A 23,015-nucleotide genomic window follows, 5' to 3' on the forward strand; every position below is an offset into this window, starting at 1 on the left:
TCGCTTTGTGGTCAGTCAGAAGGGAATGTGAAGAGGGAGACGTCGAGCGGGGCGTGGTTGAAAGTCGCCTGCGCCAGGCAACTTTGGTACAGCGCCCTAATGTTCCTAAAGTCTGGTAATGCTCGACAGCGGCAGGTTGATACGCTGCTCGCGTTGCAGAAAGTTCATCAGCAGTACAACCCGCTCATCACCATCCATCGCTAGAAACAGCGCTTCCAGCTCTGCAAAAGTCCCTTGGTTGATACGCACCAAGTCGCCCTGTGTCAGCAGCGATTCTGCTGACGGTTCGCTCTCGCGTAGCTGAATATGACCGATCACTTCATCGGCAATCGCCACCGGCTGACCGCCAAAACTGACTGTCCTCAATACGCCCCGCGTTGAACGCAGTGGTGCCCAGTTGTCGTGCCCGCTGAGCTGGATAAACAGATAGCCAGGAAACAGCGACTCGCAGAGCGTTTGTCGTTTTCCCCGCAGAAGACGTTCGCGCCGATAAGTCGGGCGATAGCATTGATAACCCTGACGCTGCAGATTTTCCTCGGCGCGCTCATCCTGCTTGGCTTTGCAGTGAATCAGGTACCAGGCGGGATTGGCATATTGTTTACTCGCGATCATCCGAGTCTTCCTTACTTGGCGAGTTGATGGTCTTTAGTTGGCGCCAGACCAAGCGAAAAGGGGACTTTCGTCCCCTAATTTAGTTGCTGGCGCACAATCTACTAGAGTCTTCGCCGTCAATAAATGTCTTTTGACAGCAAGGTGAAGGGCGTCTTCACCAAGATTTTCAGATCCAGCCACAACGACCAGTTATTGATGTACTTGAGGTCGATCTCGACGCGCTTCTGCATCTTGTCGATGGTGTCGGTCTCGCCGCGGCAACCGTTGATTTGAGCCAGCCCGGTGATCCCCGGTTTGATTCGGTGGCGAGCCATGTAGGCGAGAATCTTGCCGGAGTAGTAGTCATTGTGCGCAACGGCATGAGGACGTGGCCCGACCAGCGCCATATGGCCCTGCAAGACGTTGAACAATTGCGGTAGCTCATCAATGGAAGTGCGACGGATAAAGCGCCCGATCGGGGTAATCCGAGAGTCGTTACGACTGGCTTGCTTCACCTCGTGATCGTCGTGCACGCGCATGGAGCGAAACTTCCAGACTTTGATGACCTTCCCGTTCCAGCCGTGGCGGTCCTGTTTGAAAAACACTGGGCCATGGGAGGTGAATTTGACGGCCAAGCCAATGATCAACAGTAGCGGGCTTAGAGCGACAATGGCCATCAGCGCCACGCTTTTATCGAGCAGGCTTTTACTCAGCGCGGCAGTGGGTTGGCTGGTCAGCGGGCTTTCATTCAAATGGATTGCCGGCATGCCATCCACATCACTGACCGAGTGATTGAGCAGCGTCAGGCTGTTCAAGTCCGGAACCCATACAACATCTACGTTGGCATCCAGCAAGTCGACATACATGGCTTCGATTTGTGCCGCTTCACTCAGGGGCAGCGTGATGTACAGGCGTCGGATGTCATGGGTCTTGATCAGTTCCAGTAGTTCTTCCTGCGGACCTACGACAGGTGGCATACCCGTCTCCAGCAAGGGAGTGGTGTCGGAACTTACCAGACCGACCAACGGGAAGTGCTCAAGGGTACGAAGCTTGTTTGCTAATCCCAATGCCAATTCGCCAGTACCAACGATCAGTGTTTTACGCTCACTTTGAAGTGAGCGTTGGTAGTACTTCGAAAAACCATGCAGTGGGACGTACAACAACGCCTGCCCGATGTAGCTGCAGAAAGCCCATACCAGAATGATTTGACGAGAAAACAGTTCGTTGGCCTTACAGAGGAAGGCGACGATAGCTAGCGCTGCCAGTGTCATTGACCAACCCATCAGTAGTCTTATCAACCCCTCCAGGTAATTGTCCTTCTTTGCATAGACACCGCACCATGTATAGGCCGGAACCGATGCAAGCACAGTAAGCGTTGCGCATACTCGATAATAGAACTCTACCGTTCCAGTCTGGTAATAAACCAATAGAAGTAGCAGGGCGACAACAAAGCCCTGACCCAGTACCCACTGACCCCAGAAGGTCAATCCTTTGAGGTTGGTATTTCGATTGATACGAAGATTGTTAACCATGCGATATCCCCAAAATACGTCCATTCGCGTTTCGACAGACAACAGCCAAAGTTGACGAAGCAAGAGTTATTATTTTTATAAGATGGCGTTGCGTTGACGAGCGAAACGCCAACGAGCGGCGCTCTCATCAGTGAATAGATTAATTTATTGACACGAGTGTTGTCTGACGAGTTTTAACGAGGGGTTGGCGTAACTGGCTGATATATTGGGAGACCGGACGTGTTAGAAATAGTCGATAATGTGGGTTGGTTTGTACGGTTTTTAGGGGGGGGGGAATTTGAGCGGTGAGGGTGAGGGTGAGGCAGAAGGATGGAGTAGTGTGGGTGCTTTTTATTTTTGTTGTGCACCACTACCAGGAATCATTCCATTGAGTCAGGTAAGGCTTTTTACTCGGACGATTTTTTGTATCAGGCAATAACCACGATTCCTGACTGCTCGGAAAAGACGTTCGCCGTTGCTGGCACTCTTAAACTTTTCCTGTAAGCGACTTAGGCACATTTCCAGACCCCGATATTGTTCGGGTTCCCTGCCAATGCTCCGGATAAGATCGTCTTTACTGACCACACGATCATCATGGTGTAGCATTTTTTCAACCAATGCGGCTTCCAGGCCCGTCAAGACAACCTCAATGTCATCCTTGACCAAGGCACCGCTGCCATTGCTCAGATGCCAGGCTTCAGTATATGGGTAGTGCGGGTTTGCGCCCTTGGGTATGGAATCCCCGGTGTCATCCCTGGATTCATCTGCAAGTGTGTCGGACTGAGCAGCTTGCCACTCAGATTCGAATGTCGAAAGTATGCGCCGTGTATCCTGCTTGATAACAGGAGGGAGCATTCTGTCTATTTGCGGGGAAAAAAACTCTAACAGATTAGGTGCGGAAGCGTGTGGGGCAAGTCCTTCAACAAACATTTTTGCTTGTGATGTGCCGTAAGTGTTATATCGCTTGCTGGACAGTAATGCCTCAAGCTCTAGTTGTAGTGCGGGATTGTGTGTAACCACGACAAAGTATTTTCTGGGGAGGTTTGTACTGCTATCCATGGCTCTCTCCTGAGTTGCGCGTTTAAAGGTTGTCGGCAGGGGAGTAATGACTCCCTTGAAAGTAATCAAAGGGCAGTGCACGTGCCAGTATATGGCTAGCAGCATGCTCGACTCTGTCCGCTATAAACGAGACTTTTGTGTTGTGAGTGAGCATGGTCATGCGTTCGTGGAGGCGATTGAATAACTCTGGGTTGCCACTGAGCTTGAGGCTCAAGTCAAGAGAGGCGGTGGAGATCTTTATGTAGTCGAATAAATTCAGGGTGGTAAAGATTTCGATACTTTCATCGTCGATGTTGTAGTCGTCGAGCGCGATTTCTATGCCGTGATCTTTCAACAGATATACGTTGTGAAGGATTTTCTTTTTTTCTGCGAAGCTGATTGCCGAGAGGGGGAGCTCATTGAGCGCGACAACCAGTGTCTGGCCAAATTCGCGCAGAGCGGCGCCAGACTGTATCAGCTCTTCCGTGAGCGCAGAGTTGGCGAGATCTGACTGCCCTACGCAAACAAATCTACGGCTCAGGTATTTATTTCCGTTGGTGGTGTTGTGATCTTTCAGCGAGAAGGCAATCAGCCTGGTCTGCATCAGTACTTCACTGTAGATCCCACTCATCTGATGCGCCTCTGGCGCGCGGGACGCGCAAGCGGAGTCGTCAAAATGTATTCTGATCTCGCTGCCAAACGGGCAGTCATCCCGAGTGAGAATCAATTGTCGAGACAGGTAATGCTCTGCGTGACCGTAGAGTCGCACGCTCCCTGTTGCGTTCATAATACAGAAACTCCCTTCTACATTAAGAATCAGGTTGTCGAGATCAGACCCCTGATTAAACGATATCCATGCCCACGAATACTTTGAATGGCGTTGCTGCCATACATGCCTTTTATTTTGCCGCGAAGGCGACTGATCGACTTTTCCAAGGCTCTTGGGTCATAAAAATTTATATTCAGACCCATGGTCCTGGCGATTTCATCATGGCTCAATATCTGGTTCTTTGTTTGAGAAAAAGCCTCGAGAATTTTCATTTCCGCAATACGTCCAGTTTTTTATGGTCGCCAATCAGGCACATGCGAGTGGGGTCCAAAAGCAGATTTTGCTTTTTTTGCCATTCTGGACTGCTAAAAAACTCGGACAGTGCGTCAGTATTTTCGTCTGCAAAGGTGTCGCAATTAATACAGTAGTCGGCCCCGGCAAGATAGTATTTCATCTTGTTGTAGGTGCCTCTACCGGTGATGGCGATGAAAATTATTGACGCCAGATTATCGGCGCGAATGTTTTCTACCAGGGTGAGGCTTTCAACCAACGCCTGAGGGCTGTCGATAACGATAAAAATTGCACGGTATGAATTAGAATTCTTGTTTCTTTTGAATGAGTTGCTATAGCACATTGCATCAACGGCAATATCCTTGCCTACGTGGCTTGCGACTAATTCCCTAAAGCCCTCAGCTAGCGTGTGGGTTCGCCCAATGGTGAGAATACCTGTCTCCTCCTTCACGTCGCTGTGGCTTGTAGTCGTTATTTTCCCTGTAAGCATCATGCTTTGACTCGGATGGGTGCTGGCATTCGAATGTTAAAGCACCAATTCTCGCTTGTGACTGACAATTGGTAACATTTCACTGTTTTTTCAGACGGCCGTCTCGTTTTTTTAACATTGTCGGTGATTCTGACGTGATCGTTTGCCCGCCGGTGGTTCGAGGAGCCTCATGATCGATGGCAATCTCGTGGGTTGATGGGGTGTAGCATTGTGCCATCTGTTGGTCCAATGCCCCGCATTTTCGCACCCATATGACCGCGCATGTCGCTAAGGTTCCAGCCACCTGACTTTTTTTGATTGGGCGTCATGAGGCGGTAGGGTTTTGTGGTTTCAAGTGCGATTTTTTGCGCTTGTCTGGCTCAGCACTCTCCAATATTAACCGTTATATAACGTTGGTATTGGTGGTGGCGGCCATGGACATTTCATAACATTGAGTTTTATTAATCGCTCTAATGCGCTTTACTCTCGTGTTGGCGTTGAATTAGTGCGAGGTCGACGCAACGGTATTTGTCGATGAGGGGGGATTGATGGATCTTTGGACAACCATAACAGTGTTGATTTTAGGGATGGTCGAAGGTCTGACGGAGTTCTTGCCGATATCAAGTACAGGGCACCAGATTATCGTCGCGGACTTGCTCGGCTTCGGCGGCGAGCGAGCCATGGCCTTCAACATCATCATTCAATTGGGCGCGATCCTGGCGGTTGTCTGGGAGTTCCGCCGCAAGATTCTCGAGATCGTTACCGGCTTGCCGACCCAACGCAATGCACAACGTTTCACCTTGAATCTGTTAATCGGTTTTCTTCCGGCGGTGGTCTTGGGGGTGTTGTTTGCCAATAAGATCCATGAGTATCTGTTTAATCCGATCACTGTTGCAGTGGCATTAGTGGTGGGTGGCATCATCATGTTGTGGGCCGAGCAGCGGGAACATGTGGTGTCTGTCGACCATGTTGACGACATGCGCTGGACCGACGCCCTCAAGGTCGGTTTCGTGCAATGCCTGGCGATGATTCCGGGCACTTCGCGCTCTGGGTCGACCATTATCGGTGGGTTACTGTTTGGTCTGTCGCGTAAGGCTGCCACGGAGTTTTCGTTCTTTCTGGCGATGCCGACCATGGTCGGTGCCGCCGTGTATTCAGGCTATAAGTATCGGGATCTGTTCCTGGCCAGTGACTTGCCGGTGTTTGCGCTAGGTTTCGTGACGGCGTTCTTTTTCGCCATGATCGCCGTGCGTGGTTTGCTCAAGTTTATCGCCGCCCACAGTTACGCCGTGTTCGCCTGGTACCGGATCGGATTCGGTTTGCTGATTCTGGCAACGTGGGTATTCGGTTGGGTTGACTGGACCGGGGCTGCAGCGCACTGACACTCGCACCAGGCTGCAGGACATGCAGCCTGGGCGCAGGGAAGCGGCTAACCGTTAACGCCCCTCAAGCAGCTCCGCCGCTTGATCCAGCAACGCCAAAGGTTCTTTGGCCTTGTGAATATCCACCGACAGTAACTGCCGAAACTTGCGTGCCCCCGGGAACCCGGTGCCCAGCCCGAGCACATGCCGGGTGATGTGGTGCATCGAGCCACCTGCAGCGATGTGCGCCGCTATATAAGGACGCAACTGCGCCAGCGCCTCAGCCCGGCTGATCACCGGCGCCGTGCTGCCGAACAGCTGCTGATCCACCTCGGCCATCACATAGGGGTTGTGATACGCCTCACGGCCCAGCATGACGCCATCGAACGTCTGCAAATGCTCGTGGCAGGCCTCCAGCGTCTTGATCCCGCCGTTCAGGATAATCTCCAGCTCCGGAAAATCCGCCTTCAACTGCGCCGCTACGTCATAACGCAGAGGTGGAATGTCCCGGTTCTCCTTCGGCGACAACCCCTCCAGAATCGCGATCCGCGCGTGCACGGTAAAACTGGTGCAGCCGGCATCCCGCACCGTACCGACGAAGTCACACAACTCTTCGTAACTGTCTCGCCCGTTGATCCCGATTCGATGCTTGACCGTCACCGGAATCGACACCGCATCACGCATCGCCTTCACACAATCGGCCACCAACTGCGGATGCCCCATCAGGCACGCGCCGATCATATTGTTCTGCACCCGATCACTCGGGCAGCCGACATTCAGGTTCACTTCGTCGTAACCATGCTCCTGCGCCATCCGCGCACACGCGGCCAGATCCAGCGGGACACTGCCGCCGAGTTGCAGGGCGAGCGGGTGTTCGGCTTCGTTGTGACGCAGGAAGCGGTCGTGATCGCCGTTGAGCAGGGCGCCGGTGGTGACCATTTCGGTGTAGAGCAGGGCGTTTTTCGACAATAGGCGCAGGAAAAAACGGCAGTGGCGGTCAGTCCAGTCCATCATCGGCGCGACGGAGAAACGGCGGGAGAGTGGGGCGGGTGTGGCGGTGGTTACGGACATGAGGGGTCTGGAATCGGTGAGGCTGGGAGGTGAGGGAGTTTATCAGGAATGGGCTGATGGAGCTTGGGCATGCCTCAGGACGATTGGGCAAGTGCTGGGTATTGCGTTGATAACATCACGAAAAAGTAGGAGATTTCCCTCAAATCGCGTCCCCATTGCCCATATTGCCCTCCCACTGATCACCCAGCTAACCTCCCTCCGTCGCTGCAAATTCAGCGACAAGGGTGTGGAAGCCCTTCACAAGATCTAGGCGCACAGGGCGCCACCTAAATTTAAGCAGGCGCTTTTTTCATGTCTGCTGTTAAATTATGGCGGCTGTGCGCGGGGCACTTTCGAGTGCGTCGGGTTCCTAGATCCCCGGTCTTCCACACCCGTGCACAGCTGCCACCCCATCATGTGGAAGTGATGCTGGCAGTTCCTTTGGTTAATTCTAGGAACGAAAACGATGAAAAAGATAACGCCTGACCCTCCGGAAACCGCAATGGCTTCCGATTCTCTCGATCTTCCTCAACTATCCGCTGACTCTCAGCGGGTGGTCAGCAAACGCCTGCGAAACCCGAATCACGCTGATCCCGTCTGCCATGTGTTCACCATTCTTCCCAACGTCGACACTGAAACGCTCCTGTGTCACGCCTGCGAAACCCTCGCCTCGTTGAACGTCTTGACCACTGACCTGGCTTGCAAGCTCGAAGGTTCAACCCGCAGTTTGGCGCTGTCGATTCAGCAACTGGCGGTGGTGGGGGAGTTGTTGGTGAATCGAGCCTTGGACAATGTTGATCCGCAAGGCAATGGGAGTGAGATATCGCCTGGTGCACACGGTTCCTGAACCAACGCTGTCGCCCCACAAAATTTCATGATCCCCGGCATAGACAAGGCATAGGATGGTGGCCATATGTCATTTCCCCCGCGCCTCAACTCACAGGAATAAAAAAAATGATCGCAAACCTCGTCAAAGTCTCGCTGATCGCCGGTGCTTTGTTGTTGAGCGCCTGTTCCGGTGTGAGCTCCCATAGCGATTATTCGGCCGACTCCGTGCAGCCGGCCGGTTTTGGCCCGGGGCCGACCAACAGCAATGCCGCCAAGATGAATTTCCATGGCAGCGCGCTCGGCAATAGCTTCGGCGAATACAGTTCAGGATTGCTGCACGACGATTGATACGCGGTCCGCAATGAAAAAAGGGCGCTCCCATGGGAGCGCCCTTTTTTGTGCGGGTGTCCCCGTTACTTCGCTTCAGGCACCACCAGCCACTGCCGCCGAATCTTCTGGTAGTTGCCCGTCGCCTTGGCCAGATGCAGCCATTGATCGACGTAAAGCTTCCAGGTGATGTCGTCGCGGGGCAGCAGGTAGGCTTTTTCGCCGTATTGCAGGTAGTGCGTGGGGTTGACGGCGCACAGGCCCGGTTTGAGTTTCTGCTGATACAACGCCTCCGATGCGTCGGTGATCATCACGTCGGCCTTTTTATCCAGCAGTTCCTGAAAAATGCTGATGTTGTCGTGCAGCTGCAATTGCGCCTGGGGCAGGTAGGCGTGAACGAACGCTTCGTTGGTGCCGCCGGCAGGTTCGACCAGGCGAACCGAGGGCTGGTTGATCTGTTCGACGGTCTGGTACAGCGCCTGGTCTTCGCAGCGCACCAGCGGGATTTTGCCGTCGACTTCCAGGGTGGTGCTGAAGAAGGCTTTTTTCTGCCGTTCCAGGGTGACCGAGATGCCGCCCATGGCGATGTCGCACTTGCCGGCGAGCATGTCGGGCATCAGGGTTTTCCAGGTGGTGGGCACCCACTCGACCTTGACGCCCAGGCTGTCGGCCAGGGTGCGGGCCATGGCGATGTCGATGCCGGAATATTCGCCGTCCCCGGCTTTGAGGGTGTAGGGCTTGTAGTCGCCGGTGGTGCAAACGCGCAGTTGTCCCTGTTGCATGACGCTGTCCAGGTGCGAAGGTTCTGCCTGGGCGCCAAGGGTGAGTGCGAGCAAGCCGCCGAGCATCATTGCTCTGTTGATTTTCGTCATTGTTATCGGGCTTTTGGGCTGGAGTGGTTTTGAAGGGGAGTGTAGTGAAACTTTCACCGGTGTGAAAAATCCTGTCCGGGGAGATGTCGTTTTTTAGCTAACCCATCGGACTACGCTCGCACGTGAAATAACCACACACACAGCGGGCTTCCACTGCGCAAAAAATACTTCTTGTAACTACCGTTGTAGGAAATGGGTTGTTTGTTATTGCGAAAATTCCTATTCGTTCATTTTGGCTATGCCATTGGATTGCGTTCAGCAAGCGTCCCACCGTCTTATTCGTCGTCGCCCAATATTCTCTCTGCTCGGCGCTTCTGCCGAGATGAGAAGGAAAGGCAACTCAAACCGATGACGATAAGGAAGTTGCAAATGAATGCACCTGCGCATCCCTTGTATACCAAAGAAGTCTCCGCTGAACTTCTTCGCAGTCTTGACACCCCTCACTTCACTGAAGGGCGGCTTGCGCACTTTTGCGACGAAGCTCTGGCAGTTGTTCGCCAGGGGCAGGCATACATGGAAGCTCATCCCGCTCACGCCATTTACCGAATCGCAACCGAGGACTTTCTGCCTTCCATCAAGGAGGAAGAACATCAATGAACGAAGGGCATTTCATTGGTCTGCATGACAAGACCACCTGTGGCGGTAAGGTCCTGGATGGTGACACCCGGATCATGATGTACGGCATTGCCCATGCCCGCGAGGGTGATCGAGTCACCTGTGGCAAGGACGGCAAGACTTACAAAATTGTCGGTGGCATTTCGCACATGATCAGTCATGGCAAAGCCATGGCGGGCACGCTGGACAGCCACAGCGATTGCCCCTGCAAGGCCCGGCTGATCCCTTCTGTGGTCACGGCCACCTATCGCAGCGCTAATTCTGCACCGCGAACGGGCAGGAGCGCCGTGCAACCCGTTTCCAGTGCTGCAACCAGTCAACCGGCCGCGCCACGTCAGTCTGGTTTCGCCCCTTCGAACCCTCCAGCGCCTGCGATATTCGCCCGCGCGGAACCTCAAGAACCGGGCTTCCATGTGGTGCCCAAAAGCATGACCCGCGAGGCATTGGAGGCAACGCTGTTCGCCACGCCCGATGCCGTCGTGATGCGCAAGTTTCGAGCGCTCAATCCTGAGCAAGGCGATATCAAGGCCGGTTCGCTGATCGTACTGAGCGATCCGAACAACACCTCCTGCACCTACCAGGAAGCGCAGCTGATGCAGGCCGCGCAACAGGTCAAGTTGGCACTCGATCCCCTGACGCCGGAAGAAGCCGAATTCATGTTCCGCCACGCGGCTGAAATCGCCAGTTTTACCGGCGAGACTTCGACCTGGCTCGGCGTCAGCGCGGTGGTGATGGAAAAACACCTGACCCGACTGCGTGACACCCTGCAAGCCATGGAACGCCTGCATCAGGACAGCTATCGTCAGCACGGCCACCTGCGATCGCCGCAGTTCTTCGCCGAACGCCAGCGCCTGCTCGCACAACTGGACGCCCACCTGCTGAACTCCACTCGCCTGCGTGGCCAGACCACCTTGGGCGATCATCCCAAGCTGAAGACGGCGCTCGGCATTTTCAGTCGTAGCCTGGTGCACCATTGGGACAAGGCTGGGGCGCCGGGGCAGATACCGGGGTATTCCAACCACGTGAAGGCGACCAGTCGGGCAGCTAAGTACATGAGCACCGGTGGTTACATCGGTGTTGGTATTGGCGGGGTTTCTTCGCTGTTGGCTGTTCAGGAGGTTTGTAATAGTGGCTCTGGGTCCGCTTGCGAGAAGGTCAGGTTTACGGAGGGAGGAAAGTTTGTTGGGTCCACCTTTGGTGGCGTTGCGGGTGCAGAGATAGGTAAATATGTCAGTGGACCCGTCTGTCTGGCGCTTGGAGTCTCTACAGGAATCGGGGGAGTTGTCTGCGCCGCGACCTTGATAGGTGCTGGAGCATGGGTGGGTACGATTTATATGGGGGATGGGGGTGAGCTAATGGGTGAAATTTTATACGAGAAAACCCAGCCATGATGGGAAAGGGGTTTTGGATGTCCTGGCTAGCTTTTTGGCTTCTAGCCGGTCCGATCTTGCTGACCATTGCGAGCACTGCATACAGTCTCTACCTCAGATGGCGTTACCTTGACGCCATGCTGGAGGCCTTAAAAAATAGTCGTTATGTCCACACCTGGGGGCCAGGTTTGCGGCAGCAGGGGTGGTTTGGGGGCCTCTTGCTGATAGCAAAAATCGCCGGGATGGTGACTATGCCAAGGGTTTCAATCCGCATTGGTGAGCTGGACCCCGAGGATATTAAAAACTTTCCCCCACATCTAAAGCGTCTTTTGAAAATCAAAGCGGTGATGCTGGTTGGCATTGCTGTTTGGGGATTCATTGCGTATGGGCTGATGAAGTTGGAGTGATTTTTGGGGCTATCACCTCAAGCTTAAAACGGCGCTCGGCATTTCCAGTCGTAGCCTGGTGGACCTCTGTGACAAGACCGGGGCACTGGGCAAGATAAGTTAAAGCAGGACTGCGAAATTCGAACGGCACCGGAAGGTGCCGTTTTTTTCACCGGTGTGAAAAATGAACGATCCCCCTAAACGAGAGGGTCAATCGACCACTACTTCAAACGTTCAGCTGCCTTGCGATAAACCTGCTCACGTTCCCGTTTATCCACGGCTACCACAAACACAGTAATTTCCTGGTCAATCACTTGATAGACCAAGCGGTAACCGCTGCTATGTAGTTTGCACCTTGTAGCAGTCGGGAAAACCATGCAGGCGGTTAGCTTCAATGCGTGGATTGTTCAGGATCTCCACCAGCTTCTTTTTGAGCTGCTGTCGGACTGTGTCGCCAAGTTTTTGCCACTCCTTCAATGCACGGGCATCAAACTCAAGGCTATAGGTCATCTATAGAAACCTTTACTCGTTGAGGAGATGCAAGCCGTTCCCGCACGGTAGCCAATAAAGCCTCATCGTCTTCAGTCATCAAGACAGGCTTGAAAGGCAACTGACCACGCTCCGCTACATATTGCAGGGTCTGGCGCATCAGTTCGGAAGGCGTGACGCCGAGCTTTTCCAGTTCGAGATAGGAGCGAGCCTTGAGGTCGTCATCGATACGGATGTTGATAGATGCCATGGGATAGATTCTCATGTAATGACATTGGTCATTACATTGAATCAAGAGTTCCTCATTGGCAAGTCCGCCGAGACGTATGGCTAATTCAGAGAAAATTCGTACTCGGGAGGATGAAAATGCCAATCAGCAAAGATCCCAACGCCTGGGCCATTGCCCAGGCCTGGGTGGTCCAAGTTTAAATCAGTACTTAAGTGTCAGAGATTTCCCCCTGAAGATGGCTTATTTCCACTTCCGGACTCAACGTCCCCAGCCACGCCACCAACCCGACAATCAACACCGCTGCGGCCATTTCCACCACCACACTGCGCCGAAGTGCATGGGCCGCCGCGCGATATTGGCCTTCTCGTAACGACTGCTCCAGCAAGGGGCCAAGATGAAAGCGGTTCAACGCCGCCAACACCAGCATCCCGGCAAACAGCAACACTTTGATCGTCAGCAGAATTCCGTAGAGGCTGAGTAAAACCTCATCGAGCTTCGGCCCGACGATGAACAGGTAGTTCACCACGCCCGTCACGGTGATGATGACGACGATCAGTGCTCCGGCAAGTTCGAATCGCTTGATCGCGCGAGCCAGTAAGCGAATGTGTGCTTCGGTTTGCAGAGCCCGGGTTTGCGCCATCAGGGCAAACGCCAGCAACGCACCGAGCCAGGCGCCCGCTATTAGCAGGTGCAGGATGTCCGCGGTGAAGTGCCAGTAGCGGCGACTGCCGTCGTCCATGGCGCCGTGCCCGCTCCAGGCCAGGCCGGCGAGGGCGATGCCGCCGGCCGTGGCGGCGATCACCAGGCTGATGCCGGGGGCGCGTGGGTTGAGTATCAACGCCAGCCCCGCGACCGCTAACGCAATCATCCGCACGGCCCAGGCCAACCCGACGTCTGTCTCGAACAGCATCATCTCGATGTGAGGTCGCAACTCGGCAACGTCTGATTCGCCGCTCATGGTGCTGGCCATCAGCACCATGCCGGCGCTCGACAACAATGCCCCGAGTCCGGCAAAACCCGCCAACAATCCGCAAAAGGGCAGCACGGTCCCCGAACGTCGTTCCCGTCCTTTAAGGCTATACAGCCCGAACAGCGCCACGCCAAACAACACCATCAAATCCACATACAACACAAACCGCAGCACGACGTTGGCCGAGTCGCTCATCGATCATTTCACTTTGAACGTGACGTTGCCGGTGATCGGGTGGGTGTCCGACGACACCGCGCGCCATTCGACCTTGTAGGTGCCGGCAGTCAAGGGGGTTGTCGGGGTGATGAACATGGTCTTCGGATCACTGCCGCCGCTGACTTTGGCCTTGACCGGCATCGGGGCGTGGGCCATGCCGGACATTTCGGTCATCAGCAGTTTGGCGCCAGAAAACTGGGTGACGAGGTTTTCGGAAAAATGCAGCTCGATCTTGTCGGGCGGCGTACCTTCTGCGCCTTGCGCTGGGGTGGAGGCGAGCAGTTTGGGGTGCGCTTGAGCGAGGGTGCTCATGAGCAGGCCGCTGAGCAACGTGATAGCGACGGCGGTGGGTTTGATGAGGCGCATGCAAGGTCCTTTACCGCTTGAAGCGGTTGTTGTTGGTTTGAGGTGAGTCTGTTCAGAACCACAGCCGAATACCGAGCACCAGGCGGGTTTCGCTGTGGTCCTCGCCTTCGTCACTGGCGTAGTCGGTGGTGTTGCCGTAGGTGCGGTTCCAGGTCACGCCGAGGTAGGGCGCGAATTCCCGGCGGATTTCGTAGCGCAGGCGCAGGCCGGCTTCGGTGTTGGACAGCCCCGCGCCGATGCCCCGTTGCGGGTCGTTTTTGCCGTAGGCGTTGAGTTCGACGGTCGGCTGCAGGATCAGCCGATTGGTCAGCAGGATGTCGTAGTCGCCTTCCAGCCGCACGGCGCTCTGGCCGCCTTCGCCGATGAAGGCCGTGGCTTCGGCCTCGAAGTTGTACAGCGCCATGCCTTGCACGCCGAACGCGGCCCAGGTTTGCGGGGCGCCGGGCTTGAAGTCCTGGCGCACGCCGCTGACGACGTCCCACCACGGGGAAATGGCGTGGCCCCACAGGGCCTGGATTTCCGCGTCCTCGGTCACGCCGTTGCTGCGTTCGCCTTCGGAGCGCAGCCACAGGCGATCGATGTCACCGCCGACCCAGCCGGACAAATCCCAGGCCAGGGTGCTGCCGTCATCGGCGTCCTGCCATTCCAGTTTGTCGGCGAGGAAGAATGAATTGAGCGTGCTGTCATGTACGTGGTGACCGGTGGGATCGGCATACACCGCAGCGCGATCGGCATCGGTCAGCACCGGGATCGGTGTGCGACTTTCGCTGGGGGCGGCGGGCTGCATCTGGCCCTCGTCCATGCTTTGCATCTGACTGTGGTCCATCTGGCTGTGATCCATGCCTTGCATGCCATCGCTGGCGGCCATCGCCGTCGAGGTCGCGAGTGCGAAAAAAACCGGGGTGAATCGAATCATGGGGTGCGCCTCATTCTTCCACGCGAACTTCACGGAACATGCCCATTTCCATGTGGTACAGGAGATGGCAGTGATAGGCCCAGCGGCCGAGCGCATCGGCGGTGACCCGATAGCTGCGCCGGGAGCCCGGTGGCATGTCGATGGTGTGTTTGCGCACCATGAACTGGCCGTTCTCGTCTTCGAGGTCGCTCCACATACCATGCAGGTGGATGGGGTGCATCATCATCGTGTCGTTGACCAGCACGATCCGCAGCCGCTCGCCGTACTTGAGGCGCAGAGGTTCTGCATCAGAGAACTTCACGCCGTTGAACGACCAGGCGAATTTTTCCATGTGCCCGGTCAGATGCAGTTCCAGGGTGCGGCCGGGCTCGCGGCCGTCCGGGTCTTCGAAGGTGCTGCGCAAGTCGGAATAGGTGAGCACACGGCGACCGTTGTCGCGCAGGCCCATGCCGGGATCGTCGAGTTTCGGTGAGGTGGACATGGCTTGCATGTCCACCAGCGGGTTGTCGGCTTCCGAGGCCGGGTGGGACTGCATGCCGGGCATGTCGCCCATGGCCATGTTGCCGTGATCCATGCCCGCCATGCTGCCGTGGTCCATGCCGGCCATACCCATGCCGGCCATGCCCATGTCATCCATGGTCACCAGCGGGCGCGGGTCCAGTGGCGGCAGCGGCGCAATCAGTCCCGCTTTTACCGCGAGGGTGCCGCGTGCGAATCCGGTGCGATCCATCGCCTGGGCGAACAGGGTGTAGGCCGCTTCGGTCGGCTCGACGATGACGTCGAAGGTTTCCGCCACGGCAATGCGAAACTCGTCGACGCTCACCGGTTTGACGTGCAGGCCATCGGCGGCGACCACGGTCATTTTCAGGCCGGGGATGCGCACGTCGAAGTAGGTCATGGACGAGCCGTTGATGAAGCGCAGCCGCAGCTTTTCCCCCGGGCGGAACACCCCGGTCCAGTTCATGTCCGGCGCCTGGCCGTTCAGCAGGTAGGTGTAAGTGGCGCCGCCGACGTCGGCCAGGTCGGAGGGGTTCATCTTCATCTCGGCCCACATCTTGCGGTCGGCGACGGTCGGCCCCCAGCCTTTTTCGCTGACGTCGTGGATGAAGTCGCCCACGGTGCGTTTGTTGAAATTGTAGTAATCGGACTGCTTTTTCAGGGTCTTCATCAGGTCGACCGGGTCTTCGTCGGTCCAGTCGCTGAGCATCACCACGTAGTCGCGGTCGTACTGGAACGGCTCCGGGTCTTTGGCGTCGATCACCAGCGGGCCGTAGACGCCGGATTGCTCCTGAAAGCCCGAATGGCTGTGATACCAGTAGGTGCCGTTCTGTCGCACGGTGAACTGGTAGACGTACATGCCGCCCGGCTCGATGCCCTTGAAACTCAGCCCCGGCACGCCGTCCATGTTGGTCGGCAGCAAGATGCCGTGCCAGTGAATGGAGGTGCTGTCCTTGAGTTTGTTGCGCACCCGCAGCGTCACCGTATCGCCTTCACGCCAGCGCAGCAGCGGGCCGGGAATGCCGCCGTTGATGGTCATCGCGGTGCGTGGGCTGCCGGTGAAGTTGACCGGGGATTCGCCGATGTACAGGTCGAAATCGTGACCGGCCAACACCTGCGGTTCGCCGGGACTGCTGATCGCCCAGACCGGCGTGCGCCATAACCCGAGGCCGCCGAAGAGCCCGCCGATGGCCAGGCCTTTGACGAAGGTGCGTCTTGAAGTGTGGGAGTGCATGCCGTTTGTTCCGCCCGTCAGCCTGTTGAACTTGTCGACGAGGCTAACGGGCGGTGCCTTTCAGCAGGCTGAGGCGGGGATTACAGTTTTGACAGGTTGGGGCGTTGCTTACTGGCGCGAAGTGGTCTTTTCCCTCGAGGCCACGGTATCGCTGCCGCAGTTGATGTAGGAAGACGACTTCAACCAGCGCTGGTCCGGGTAGTAGGAAAACAACAACTGCCCGTCCTTCATCGAATCGATCAGTCGATGGGCAATCGCCGGTCTGACGGCCGGGCAACCCAGGCTGCGGCCGATCCGGCCATTCGCGCGGGCCAGCACCGGGCTGACATAGGGCGCGCCGTGAATGACGATGGCCCGGTCAAAGGCGTTATCGTTGAAGCCGGGCTCCAGGCCTTCCATGCGCAGCGAGTAACCGTTCTGGCCGAGGTAGCTCTCTTGTGTGCGGAACAGGCCGAGGCTGGTGGCGTGGCTTTCATTCTGGTTGGAGAACAGCGTGGCCATGTTTTCACCGCTGTTGCGGCCATGGGCGACCAGTTCGTGAAACAGCAACTTGCGCCGTTTAAGGTCGAAGACCCACAGGCGTTGTTCGGTCGAAGGCAGGGAATAATCGATCACCGCCAGTCTTTGGGCTGGGGCGACACCTTGGGCGCGGCTGCATTGGGTTGCGCGAACCGCCAGGGCAATCACTTTGGCGTCGGCGCCTGGAGCTGCTTTGACCAGCGCGTTTTCAAGCGAATCGGCGTAGGCTGACGTTACTGAAAGGCACGTCAGTAAAATGGCAAATAAAGGGCCAAAGCGGTTGAGCGCCATAGTCGGGTCTCATCATGATAATTTCGAGTCTAGCTGGCAGCGAGTGGAAAGCTAGCCGTTTGAAACGGGTGATTAAGGATTATCCATGGTGCAATTAACAAGGTCATTCGTCATAAGCCGCATATTTTTTATGGGCTTTCTGATCAGCGGTGCGGCGTTTGGGCAAACTTCGCCGATTGAGCCGGTATCTGCGGCAAGCAGCACAATCGATGCCGCAGCGCCCGACGATGCGGTCGGCCAGGCGATTCAGGCAACACTGGAACCGCTGCGCTCGGCCTTTCCGCCGTTGCTCACTTCGCGGCGCTATCAGCGCGTGGATGTCAGCCGGGTGGTGCTGGATTTCTATATGCATCGCAACTATCGCGCCGCGTGGACAGATGAACGTGACGTGGCCCAGTTACTCAAGAGCCTTGAAGACACCCGGATCGACGGCCTGAATCCGGCGGATTTCCGCATCTCCGAACTGGCTCAGGCCCATGAATCGCTGGTAGTGGCCATGCCTTCCACGGCGCAACGGGCGATGTTCGACATGGCGGCGACCCGCACGTTCATCACCGCGCTGCTGCAACTGCGGCGGGGCAAGGTCGATCCGTCGCGGCTGGACATTCACTGGAATTTCGAGCCTTCCGGCGGCGATGCCCGCGAAGACATGAACAACCTGTTCGCCGCCCTCGATGCCCATGACGTGGCGCGTGCCTTTGCCGAGGCGCCTCCTCAGGAAGAGATTTACCGCAACTTGCGTGAGGGCCTGGCCCGGTTGCGTCAGGTTCGTGATGCGGGCGGCTGGCCGAAAGTCACCGAAGGGCAATCGCTCAAGCCCGGCATGGACGGGGTGGCTGTCGCACAATTGCGTGCGCGTCTGGTGGCGGGCGGATACCTGGACCCGCAGCTGTCGAAAAAGGCCGGTTACGACGACAAGGTCATTGCCGCGGTGAAGAAGTATCAGACCGAGCAATACCTGGGTGCCGATGGCGTGGCGGGGGCGGCGACGCTGGCGGCACTGAACGTGCCGGTCGAGGCGCGGATCGATCAGGTGCGGGTCAACATGGAGCGCGCCCGGTGGCTGTTATACAAGCTTCAGGGCACGTTCGTGATCGTCGATATCGCCGGATACAAGGTGGCGATGTACCGCGACGGTCTGCCGATCTGGCGTTCGCGGGTGCAAGTCGGTAAACCGGTGCGCAGCACGCCGGTGTTCCAGGCCGAAATCACCTACATCACGTTCAACCCGACCTGGACCGTGCCGCCGACCATTCTCAAGCAGGACGTGATTCCAAAAGTCCAGAACGATCCGGGCTATCTGGAGGCCAACCGGATTCGCGTGCTTGATCGCGAAGGCAATGTGCTCGATCCGTCGAGCGTTGACTGGAGCAACCCGCGAGGCATCCACCTGCGTCAGGATGCCGGGCCCGACAGTTCGCTGGGGCAGGTGGCGATCCGCTTCCCCAACGACTATTCGATTTACCTGCATGACACGCCGCACCGCGAACTGTTTGCCAAAACGGTTCGGGCCACCAGTTCAGGCTGCATCCGCGTGGAAAACCCATTGCAACTGGTCGAGTTGTTGTTCAACGACCCGGTGCGCTGGAACAGCGAAGGCATTCAGAAGCAGTTGGCCAATGGCAGGACCGAGAACATCCAGCTACCGGTGAAAGTGCCGGTGCTGTTGGCTTACTGGACCGTGGACCTGAGCAAGGACGGGCGGGTGACGTTCAAGCCCGACATTTATGATTACGATGCCCGGGTGCTGCAGGGCTTGAGTCAGCCTACGAAGTTGCCCCCTCTGGACTTGCGTCGTGCAGAGATACCGCTGGTGGTGAAGGGACAGAACCAACAGTAATGAATAGACGCGGACACTGTAGGAGCGAGCTTGCTCGCGATGGACGTTAACGATAACGCGTGTTGTCTGGATGAACGCGTCGCCCTCAGGTCCATCGCGAGCAAGCTCGCTCCTACAGGGAAGGGCGGTATTCAGCTCCCCCCTAAAGCGCCAGCCCTTGTTGCACTACTAAAAGCAGATCGCTTTCCGTCAGCGCCACCGCATCCAGCTGCGCTGTGGCCTGCTCGATCGTTTGTAGCCACCAGTGTGTTTCACCGTGTTCGTCCACGGTACGCAACAGGGCGAATTCGTTGCCTTGGGAGTGAATCTCGACCCGCCCTTCGCCATCGGCGGTGAAGCGTGCAACCGGGTCAAAGGTGAGGCTGTGCTCGTTGCCGGCAATCACCAACTGGTCGATGGCGTAGTTGTAAGCGTCGCCATTGGGGTGACTCTCGAACACGTGGGTGGGGTTGCGCCGCAGGACCAGGCCCGCTTCGGTCAAGGGCAGCAGCCAGGCCTCTATCCGTTGATACAGTTCGTAGACCTGGCCCGGCCAGCCATCGATCGCCTGATCCGCGCTGGTCAGCCGTGTCTGTTTCAATTTTGCGGCGAGTTCGTCTGCCTTGCTCATGTCGATTCCCTGTGTGGAGTTCAGACTAATCGTAGCTCGTTGATGCGGGGGGCGCGCTTGCCTTGGGTCATGTTTGCGGCACATGCAGGGTGCAGGCGCTGTGCTTGGGCAGCACCCCCGGGCAGGTGTGATACCGCTGGGCAAGTGGCCACCCATTTATCATGGATAACCCCGTAAACTACGGCCCATAAAGATTGAGGGCTTTGGGTCGGTGCCCATGCCTTGCCCCCGACAGGATGAACTTTTGCCCACTCGCTTTAACGACCCGGACCACGCCCCTGGCGTCGCATTGAAACGCATACCGCTGCGCAAGGCCGCGGTGTTGTTCATTGCCACGGTGTGTCTGTGCCTGTGCGGTTTGCTCTACCTGCAACTGGAACAGTCCCGTCGCCATGATCTGAGCCTGGCGCAAGTGGCGTCTTCGAACCTGACGCGGGCCATGGCGCAGCAAGCCGAAGACACCTTCATGAAGGCCGACCTGGTGCTGACCAGTCTGGTGGACTGGATTCAGGTCGACGGTTTCGGCCCGGACCAACGACCACGCTTGCAGCAGACCTTCGCCCGGCGGGTGCTGGCACTGGATCAGTTGCACGGCATCCTGCTGTTCGACCAGAAGGGCCAGTGGGTGGTGACCTCGTTTGAGAACCTGCCCCGGGGTGCCGGGGTCGCGGATCGCGAGTACTTCAAGTATCACCAGCAGAACGTATCGTCGGTGGCGCACATCGGCCCGGCCATCCGCAGCCGGGAAAACGGCGAGTGGATCATTCCGGTTTCCAAACGGGTCAACGACAGGAACGGGCATTTCCAGGGCGTGTTGCTGGCCGGCATCAAGATGTCGTACTTCGACCAGTTCTTCAAAAGTTTCAGCCTCGACGACAACGGCTCGATGTTTCTCGGCCTGACCGATGGCACGCTGTTGGCGCGTCGACCTTTTGTAGAGGCGCAGATCGGCGTGTCGCTGGCCCAGGGCGAGATTTTCCAGAAGTTCCTGCCACTGGCCACCTCCGGTAATGCGATGTTCACGTCCATCATCGATGGTGTGACACGCCTGTACGGTTACCGCCAGCTGGAGGCGTATCCGCTGGTGGTCGCCGCTGCGTCGTCCACGGAGACCATTCTCGCGGACTGGTACGACACGGCGTTTCGCTCCAGCCTCATCGTTGCCCTGGTGTTGCTGGTCGTGGGTTTGTTCGGGTGGGTGTTCCTGTATCAGGTGCGTGTTGGCGAGCGGGTCGAGTCGGATTTGCGCAGGGCCCAGCAAGCGCTGGAGCTGATCGCCACCCACGACAGCCTGACCGGGCTGGCCAACCGCCGATTGTTCGAGCGGGCGCTGGGCATCGAGTTCGGGCGCGGCGCCCGGCAGGCCAGCCCCTTGAGCCTGATCATGCTCGATATCGATTACTTCAAGCGCTACAACGACACCTACGGCCATGTGGTGGGGGATCACTGCCTGGCCGAAGTGGCACGCGCGTTGAAGAGTTGTTGCCACCGCAAGGCCGATCTGGCGGTGCGTTACGGCGGTGAGGAGTTTGCGGTGCTGTTGCCGGACACCGACATCCACGGCGCCATGACGATTGCCGAGCAGATCCGCCGCAGCGTCATCGACAAGCACATCAGTCACACCGGCTCGCCCAATGGCTACGTAACGGTCAGTCTGGGTTGCTATTCGTTCGTGCCGTCGGGGCGTGACAGCATGGACGTGTTTGTCGAGCGGGCGGATGCGGCGTTGTATCAGGCCAAGCATTCGGGGCGAAACCGCGTGGCAACGTTGTCGATGGCGGGCGGTGTCGAGGCATTGATGCGTTCCGATCGTTGAAGTGTTGTTCCTGCCGGTGGTCCGCCTCTCGGGCCTGGCTGAATTGATCGTCTAGAGTTCCGTTAGCGCTGCCGAACCCGGCAGGCTCCCCCTCGCACGGACGATCGCCAACATGTTGATACCCCAAGCGTTGACAGCCGTTGCTCTGACCGTCGCAGCCGCTGCCATCTTCCCGCTGGCCAGCCACGCGCAATCGAAAATCACTGCCGCAGAAGCTCACGCGATCGGCGTGGATGCCTACATCTATTTTTACCCGCTGCTGAGCATGGACATTACTCGCAAGCAGTTCACCAACATCGAACCGGGCAAGGAATTCGGCAAAGGCCCGATGAACATGTTTGTGAGTGTGCCGCAGTATCCGCCGGCCGAGTTCAAAGGGGTGGTGCGGGCTAATTTCGACACCTTGTATTCGATTGCCTGGCTGGACTTGACCAAGGAACCGCTGGTGATCGCCGCGCCTGATACCGATGGGCGTTTCTACCTGTTGCCGATGCTGGATATGTGGACTGATGTGTTCGCTTCGCCGGGCTGGCGCACCACGGGCACCGAGGCCGGGCAATTTTTGGTGACGCCACCGGGGTGGACCGGCACGGTGCCCGCCGGGATGAGTCACCTGTCGGCACCCACGCCCTTTGTCTGGATCATCGGCCGAACCAAGACCGACGGTGCGGCGGATTACGCGGCGGTGCACAAGATCCAGGCCGGCTACACGGTGACGCCGTTGTCCCGGTTGGGTAAGGAACCTGAAGCCGTCACCGTGAAGGTCGACCCGGCGGTGGACATGAAAACGCCGCCGAAGATTCAGGTCGATTCCATGTCGGCTGCCAATTACTTCACTTACGCGGCTGACCTGCTGAAGGTGAACCCGCCGCACAGCACCGACCAGCCAATGCTGGCGCAGATCAAGCGTATCGGCATCGAAGCCGGCAAGCCGTTCGACATGGACGCGCTGGACCCGCAGATCCGGGCCGCGCTGCAAACGGTGCCGCAGGATGCACAGGCCTTGATGACCTGGAAAGTGCCGACCCTGGCGCGGGAGGTCAATGGCTGGTCGATGAACACCGACACCATGGGCGTCTACGGCAACTACTACCTCAAGCGCGCCATCGTTACGCAGATGGGGCTCGGTGCCAACCTGCCCGAGGATGCGATTTATCCGTTGAACATCGGCGACAGTGACGGCAAGCCGCTCGAGGGTGCAAACAAGTACGTGCTGCATTTCAACAAGGGCGAGGCGCCGCCGGTGAACGCCTTCTGGTCGATCACCCTGTATGACCCGGAAGGTTTCCAGGTCGGCAACTCGCTCAATCGTTTTGCGGTCAGTAGCTGGATGCCGTTCAAGGCCAACGCCGATGGCTCGCTGGACCTCTATTTCCAGAACGAAAGCCCCGGCAAGGATCTGGAGGCCAACTGGCTGCCGGCGCCCAAAGGCCCGTTCAACCTGACCATGCGTTTGTACGGCCCGAAAGCCGAGGCGCTGAATGGCCAATGGAACCCGCCGGCGGTCAAGCCGATGTAAGCCCCAGGCGACAAAAAGCAGCCA

General features: G+C 57.2%; 22 protein-coding genes and 2 pseudogenes. 9 read left to right on the plus strand and 15 right to left on the minus strand.

From position 1 onward, the window contains the following. Window positions 1-105 precede the first annotated feature (105 nt). From rfaH to AC1D19_RS13265, 5 genes and pseudogenes are all read right to left on the minus strand, one after another. The gene (gene rfaH / locus AC1D19_RS13245) at window positions 106-612 is read right to left on the minus strand and encodes a transcription/translation regulatory transformer protein RfaH (protein ID WP_477763473.1); all 507 of its coding nucleotides are present in this window, start codon (window positions 610-612) and stop codon (window positions 106-108) included. 116 nt (window positions 613-728) lie between these two features. After that, window positions 729-2,123: an undecaprenyl-phosphate glucose phosphotransferase gene (locus AC1D19_RS13250; RefSeq protein WP_477763474.1), complete on the minus strand. Its 1,395-nt coding sequence runs from the start codon at window positions 2,121-2,123 to the stop codon at window positions 729-731. Between the two features lie 372 nt (window positions 2,124-2,495). Next, window positions 2,496-3,161: a helix-turn-helix domain-containing protein gene (locus AC1D19_RS13255; protein ID WP_477763475.1), complete on the minus strand. Its 666-nt coding sequence runs from the start codon at window positions 3,159-3,161 to the stop codon at window positions 2,496-2,498. A gap of 22 nt (window positions 3,162-3,183) precedes the next feature. After that, window positions 3,184-3,771: an EAL domain-containing protein gene (locus AC1D19_RS13260; protein WP_477760120.1), complete on the minus strand. Its 588-nt coding sequence runs from the start codon at window positions 3,769-3,771 to the stop codon at window positions 3,184-3,186. Between the two features lie 185 nt (window positions 3,772-3,956). Next, a pseudogene (locus tag AC1D19_RS13265) lies at window positions 3,957-4,693 on the minus strand (winged helix-turn-helix domain-containing protein). A gap of 524 nt (window positions 4,694-5,217) precedes the next feature. On the opposite strand from AC1D19_RS13265, the gene AC1D19_RS13270 reads away from it, so the two are divergent. After that, the gene (locus AC1D19_RS13270; protein ID WP_477756907.1) at window positions 5,218-6,051 is read left to right on the plus strand and encodes an undecaprenyl-diphosphate phosphatase; all 834 of its coding nucleotides are present in this window, start codon (window positions 5,218-5,220) and stop codon (window positions 6,049-6,051) included. 54 nt (window positions 6,052-6,105) lie between these two features. Here AC1D19_RS13270 and dusA read toward each other — a convergent pair whose 3' ends face one another. Then, window positions 6,106-7,101 (minus strand): tRNA dihydrouridine(20/20a) synthase DusA, encoded by a 996-nt coding sequence (gene dusA, locus AC1D19_RS13275; RefSeq protein ID WP_477763476.1) that lies wholly within the window; start codon window positions 7,099-7,101, stop codon window positions 6,106-6,108. 445 nt (window positions 7,102-7,546) lie between these two features. Here dusA and AC1D19_RS13280 point away from each other — a divergent pair, with 445 nt between their 5' ends. Together AC1D19_RS13280 and AC1D19_RS13285 are read left to right on the plus strand one after the other, a co-directional pair. After that, entirely contained in the window at window positions 7,547-7,927 is a 381-nt protein-coding gene (locus tag AC1D19_RS13280) for a DUF6124 family protein (RefSeq protein ID WP_477763477.1), read from the plus strand. A 107-nt stretch (window positions 7,928-8,034) separates the two neighbouring features. After that, window positions 8,035-8,256 carry a hypothetical protein gene (locus AC1D19_RS13285; RefSeq protein ID WP_218428851.1) on the plus strand — a complete coding sequence of 74 codons (222 nt, stop codon included), beginning with the start codon at window positions 8,035-8,037 and terminating at the stop codon, window positions 8,254-8,256. A 65-nt stretch (window positions 8,257-8,321) separates the two neighbouring features. Here the strand turns inward: AC1D19_RS13285 and AC1D19_RS13290 are convergent, their stop codons facing one another. Further along, on the minus strand, window positions 8,322-9,083 hold the full coding sequence (locus tag AC1D19_RS13290; protein WP_477763583.1) for a transporter substrate-binding domain-containing protein: 762 nt from the start codon (window positions 9,081-9,083) through the stop codon (window positions 8,322-8,324). A 393-nt stretch (window positions 9,084-9,476) separates the two neighbouring features. On the opposite strand from AC1D19_RS13290, the gene AC1D19_RS13295 reads away from it, so the two are divergent. The 3 genes from AC1D19_RS13295 to AC1D19_RS13305 are packed head-to-tail and all read left to right on the plus strand — an operon-like array spanning window position 9,477 to window position 11,499. Further along, window positions 9,477-9,704 carry a hypothetical protein gene (locus AC1D19_RS13295; RefSeq protein ID WP_477763478.1) on the plus strand — a complete coding sequence of 76 codons (228 nt, stop codon included), beginning with the start codon at window positions 9,477-9,479 and terminating at the stop codon, window positions 9,702-9,704. Beyond that, complete coding sequence (locus AC1D19_RS13300) at window positions 9,701-11,113, plus strand: PAAR domain-containing protein (protein WP_477763479.1); 1,413 nt, start codon at window positions 9,701-9,703, stop codon at window positions 11,111-11,113. Before AC1D19_RS13295 ends, AC1D19_RS13300 begins: the two co-directional genes overlap by 4 nt. A 17-nt stretch (window positions 11,114-11,130) precedes the next feature. Then, a complete protein-coding gene (locus AC1D19_RS13305; RefSeq protein ID WP_477763480.1) occupies window positions 11,131-11,499 on the plus strand; it encodes a hypothetical protein in 369 nt (122 codons plus the stop codon). A 200-nt stretch (window positions 11,500-11,699) separates the two neighbouring features. On the opposite strand, the pseudogene AC1D19_RS13310 reads toward AC1D19_RS13305, so the two are convergent. The 7 genes and pseudogenes from AC1D19_RS13310 to AC1D19_RS13340 all read right to left on the minus strand — a co-directional run bounded on the left by AC1D19_RS13310 (window position 11,700) and on the right by AC1D19_RS13340 (window position 17,206). Beyond that, window positions 11,700-11,988, minus strand: a pseudogene (locus AC1D19_RS13310) (type II toxin-antitoxin system RelE family toxin). Further along, window positions 11,978-12,217, minus strand: a complete 240-nt coding sequence (locus AC1D19_RS13315; protein ID WP_477763481.1) for a type II toxin-antitoxin system RelB/DinJ family antitoxin — start codon at window positions 12,215-12,217, stop codon at window positions 11,978-11,980. The pseudogene AC1D19_RS13310 and the gene AC1D19_RS13315 overlap by 11 nt, the downstream one beginning before the upstream one ends. Window positions 12,218-12,404: 187 nt before the next feature. Then, on the minus strand, window positions 12,405-13,361 hold the full coding sequence (copD, locus tag AC1D19_RS13320) for a copper homeostasis membrane protein CopD (protein WP_477763482.1): 957 nt from the start codon (window positions 13,359-13,361) through the stop codon (window positions 12,405-12,407). Window positions 13,362-13,364: 3 nt separating this feature from the next. After that, window positions 13,365-13,748 carry a copper homeostasis periplasmic binding protein CopC gene (gene copC, locus AC1D19_RS13325; protein ID WP_477763483.1) on the minus strand — a complete coding sequence of 128 codons (384 nt, stop codon included), beginning with the start codon at window positions 13,746-13,748 and terminating at the stop codon, window positions 13,365-13,367. A gap of 52 nt (window positions 13,749-13,800) precedes the next feature. Continuing rightward, complete coding sequence (locus tag AC1D19_RS13330; RefSeq protein WP_477763484.1) at window positions 13,801-14,664, minus strand: copper resistance protein B; 864 nt, start codon at window positions 14,662-14,664, stop codon at window positions 13,801-13,803. Between the two features lie 10 nt (window positions 14,665-14,674). Further along, complete coding sequence (locus tag AC1D19_RS13335) at window positions 14,675-16,396, minus strand: copper resistance system multicopper oxidase (protein WP_477763485.1); 1,722 nt, start codon at window positions 16,394-16,396, stop codon at window positions 14,675-14,677. A 108-nt stretch (window positions 16,397-16,504) separates the two neighbouring features. Next, window positions 16,505-17,206: a murein L,D-transpeptidase catalytic domain family protein gene (locus tag AC1D19_RS13340; RefSeq protein WP_477754074.1), complete on the minus strand. Its 702-nt coding sequence runs from the start codon at window positions 17,204-17,206 to the stop codon at window positions 16,505-16,507. An 85-nt stretch (window positions 17,207-17,291) separates the two neighbouring features. On the opposite strand from AC1D19_RS13340, the gene AC1D19_RS13345 reads away from it, so the two are divergent. Continuing rightward, window positions 17,292-19,046 (plus strand): L,D-transpeptidase family protein, encoded by a 1,755-nt coding sequence (locus AC1D19_RS13345; RefSeq protein WP_477763486.1) that lies wholly within the window; start codon window positions 17,292-17,294, stop codon window positions 19,044-19,046. Between the two features lie 142 nt (window positions 19,047-19,188). Here the strand turns inward: AC1D19_RS13345 and AC1D19_RS13350 are convergent, their stop codons facing one another. Then, a complete protein-coding gene (locus AC1D19_RS13350) occupies window positions 19,189-19,656 on the minus strand; it encodes a hypothetical protein (RefSeq protein ID WP_477763487.1) in 468 nt (155 codons plus the stop codon). 217 nt (window positions 19,657-19,873) lie between these two features. On the opposite strand from AC1D19_RS13350, the gene AC1D19_RS13355 reads away from it, so the two are divergent. Beyond that, a complete protein-coding gene (locus tag AC1D19_RS13355) occupies window positions 19,874-21,472 on the plus strand; it encodes a sensor domain-containing diguanylate cyclase (RefSeq protein WP_477763488.1) in 1,599 nt (532 codons plus the stop codon). Between the two features lie 112 nt (window positions 21,473-21,584). Beyond that, window positions 21,585-22,991, plus strand: a complete 1,407-nt coding sequence (locus AC1D19_RS13360) for a DUF1254 domain-containing protein (protein WP_477763489.1) — start codon at window positions 21,585-21,587, stop codon at window positions 22,989-22,991. The last annotated feature ends 24 nt before the right edge of the window (window positions 22,992-23,015 follow it).

This window comes from Pseudomonas sp. P1_C12 (assembly GCF_056406435.1).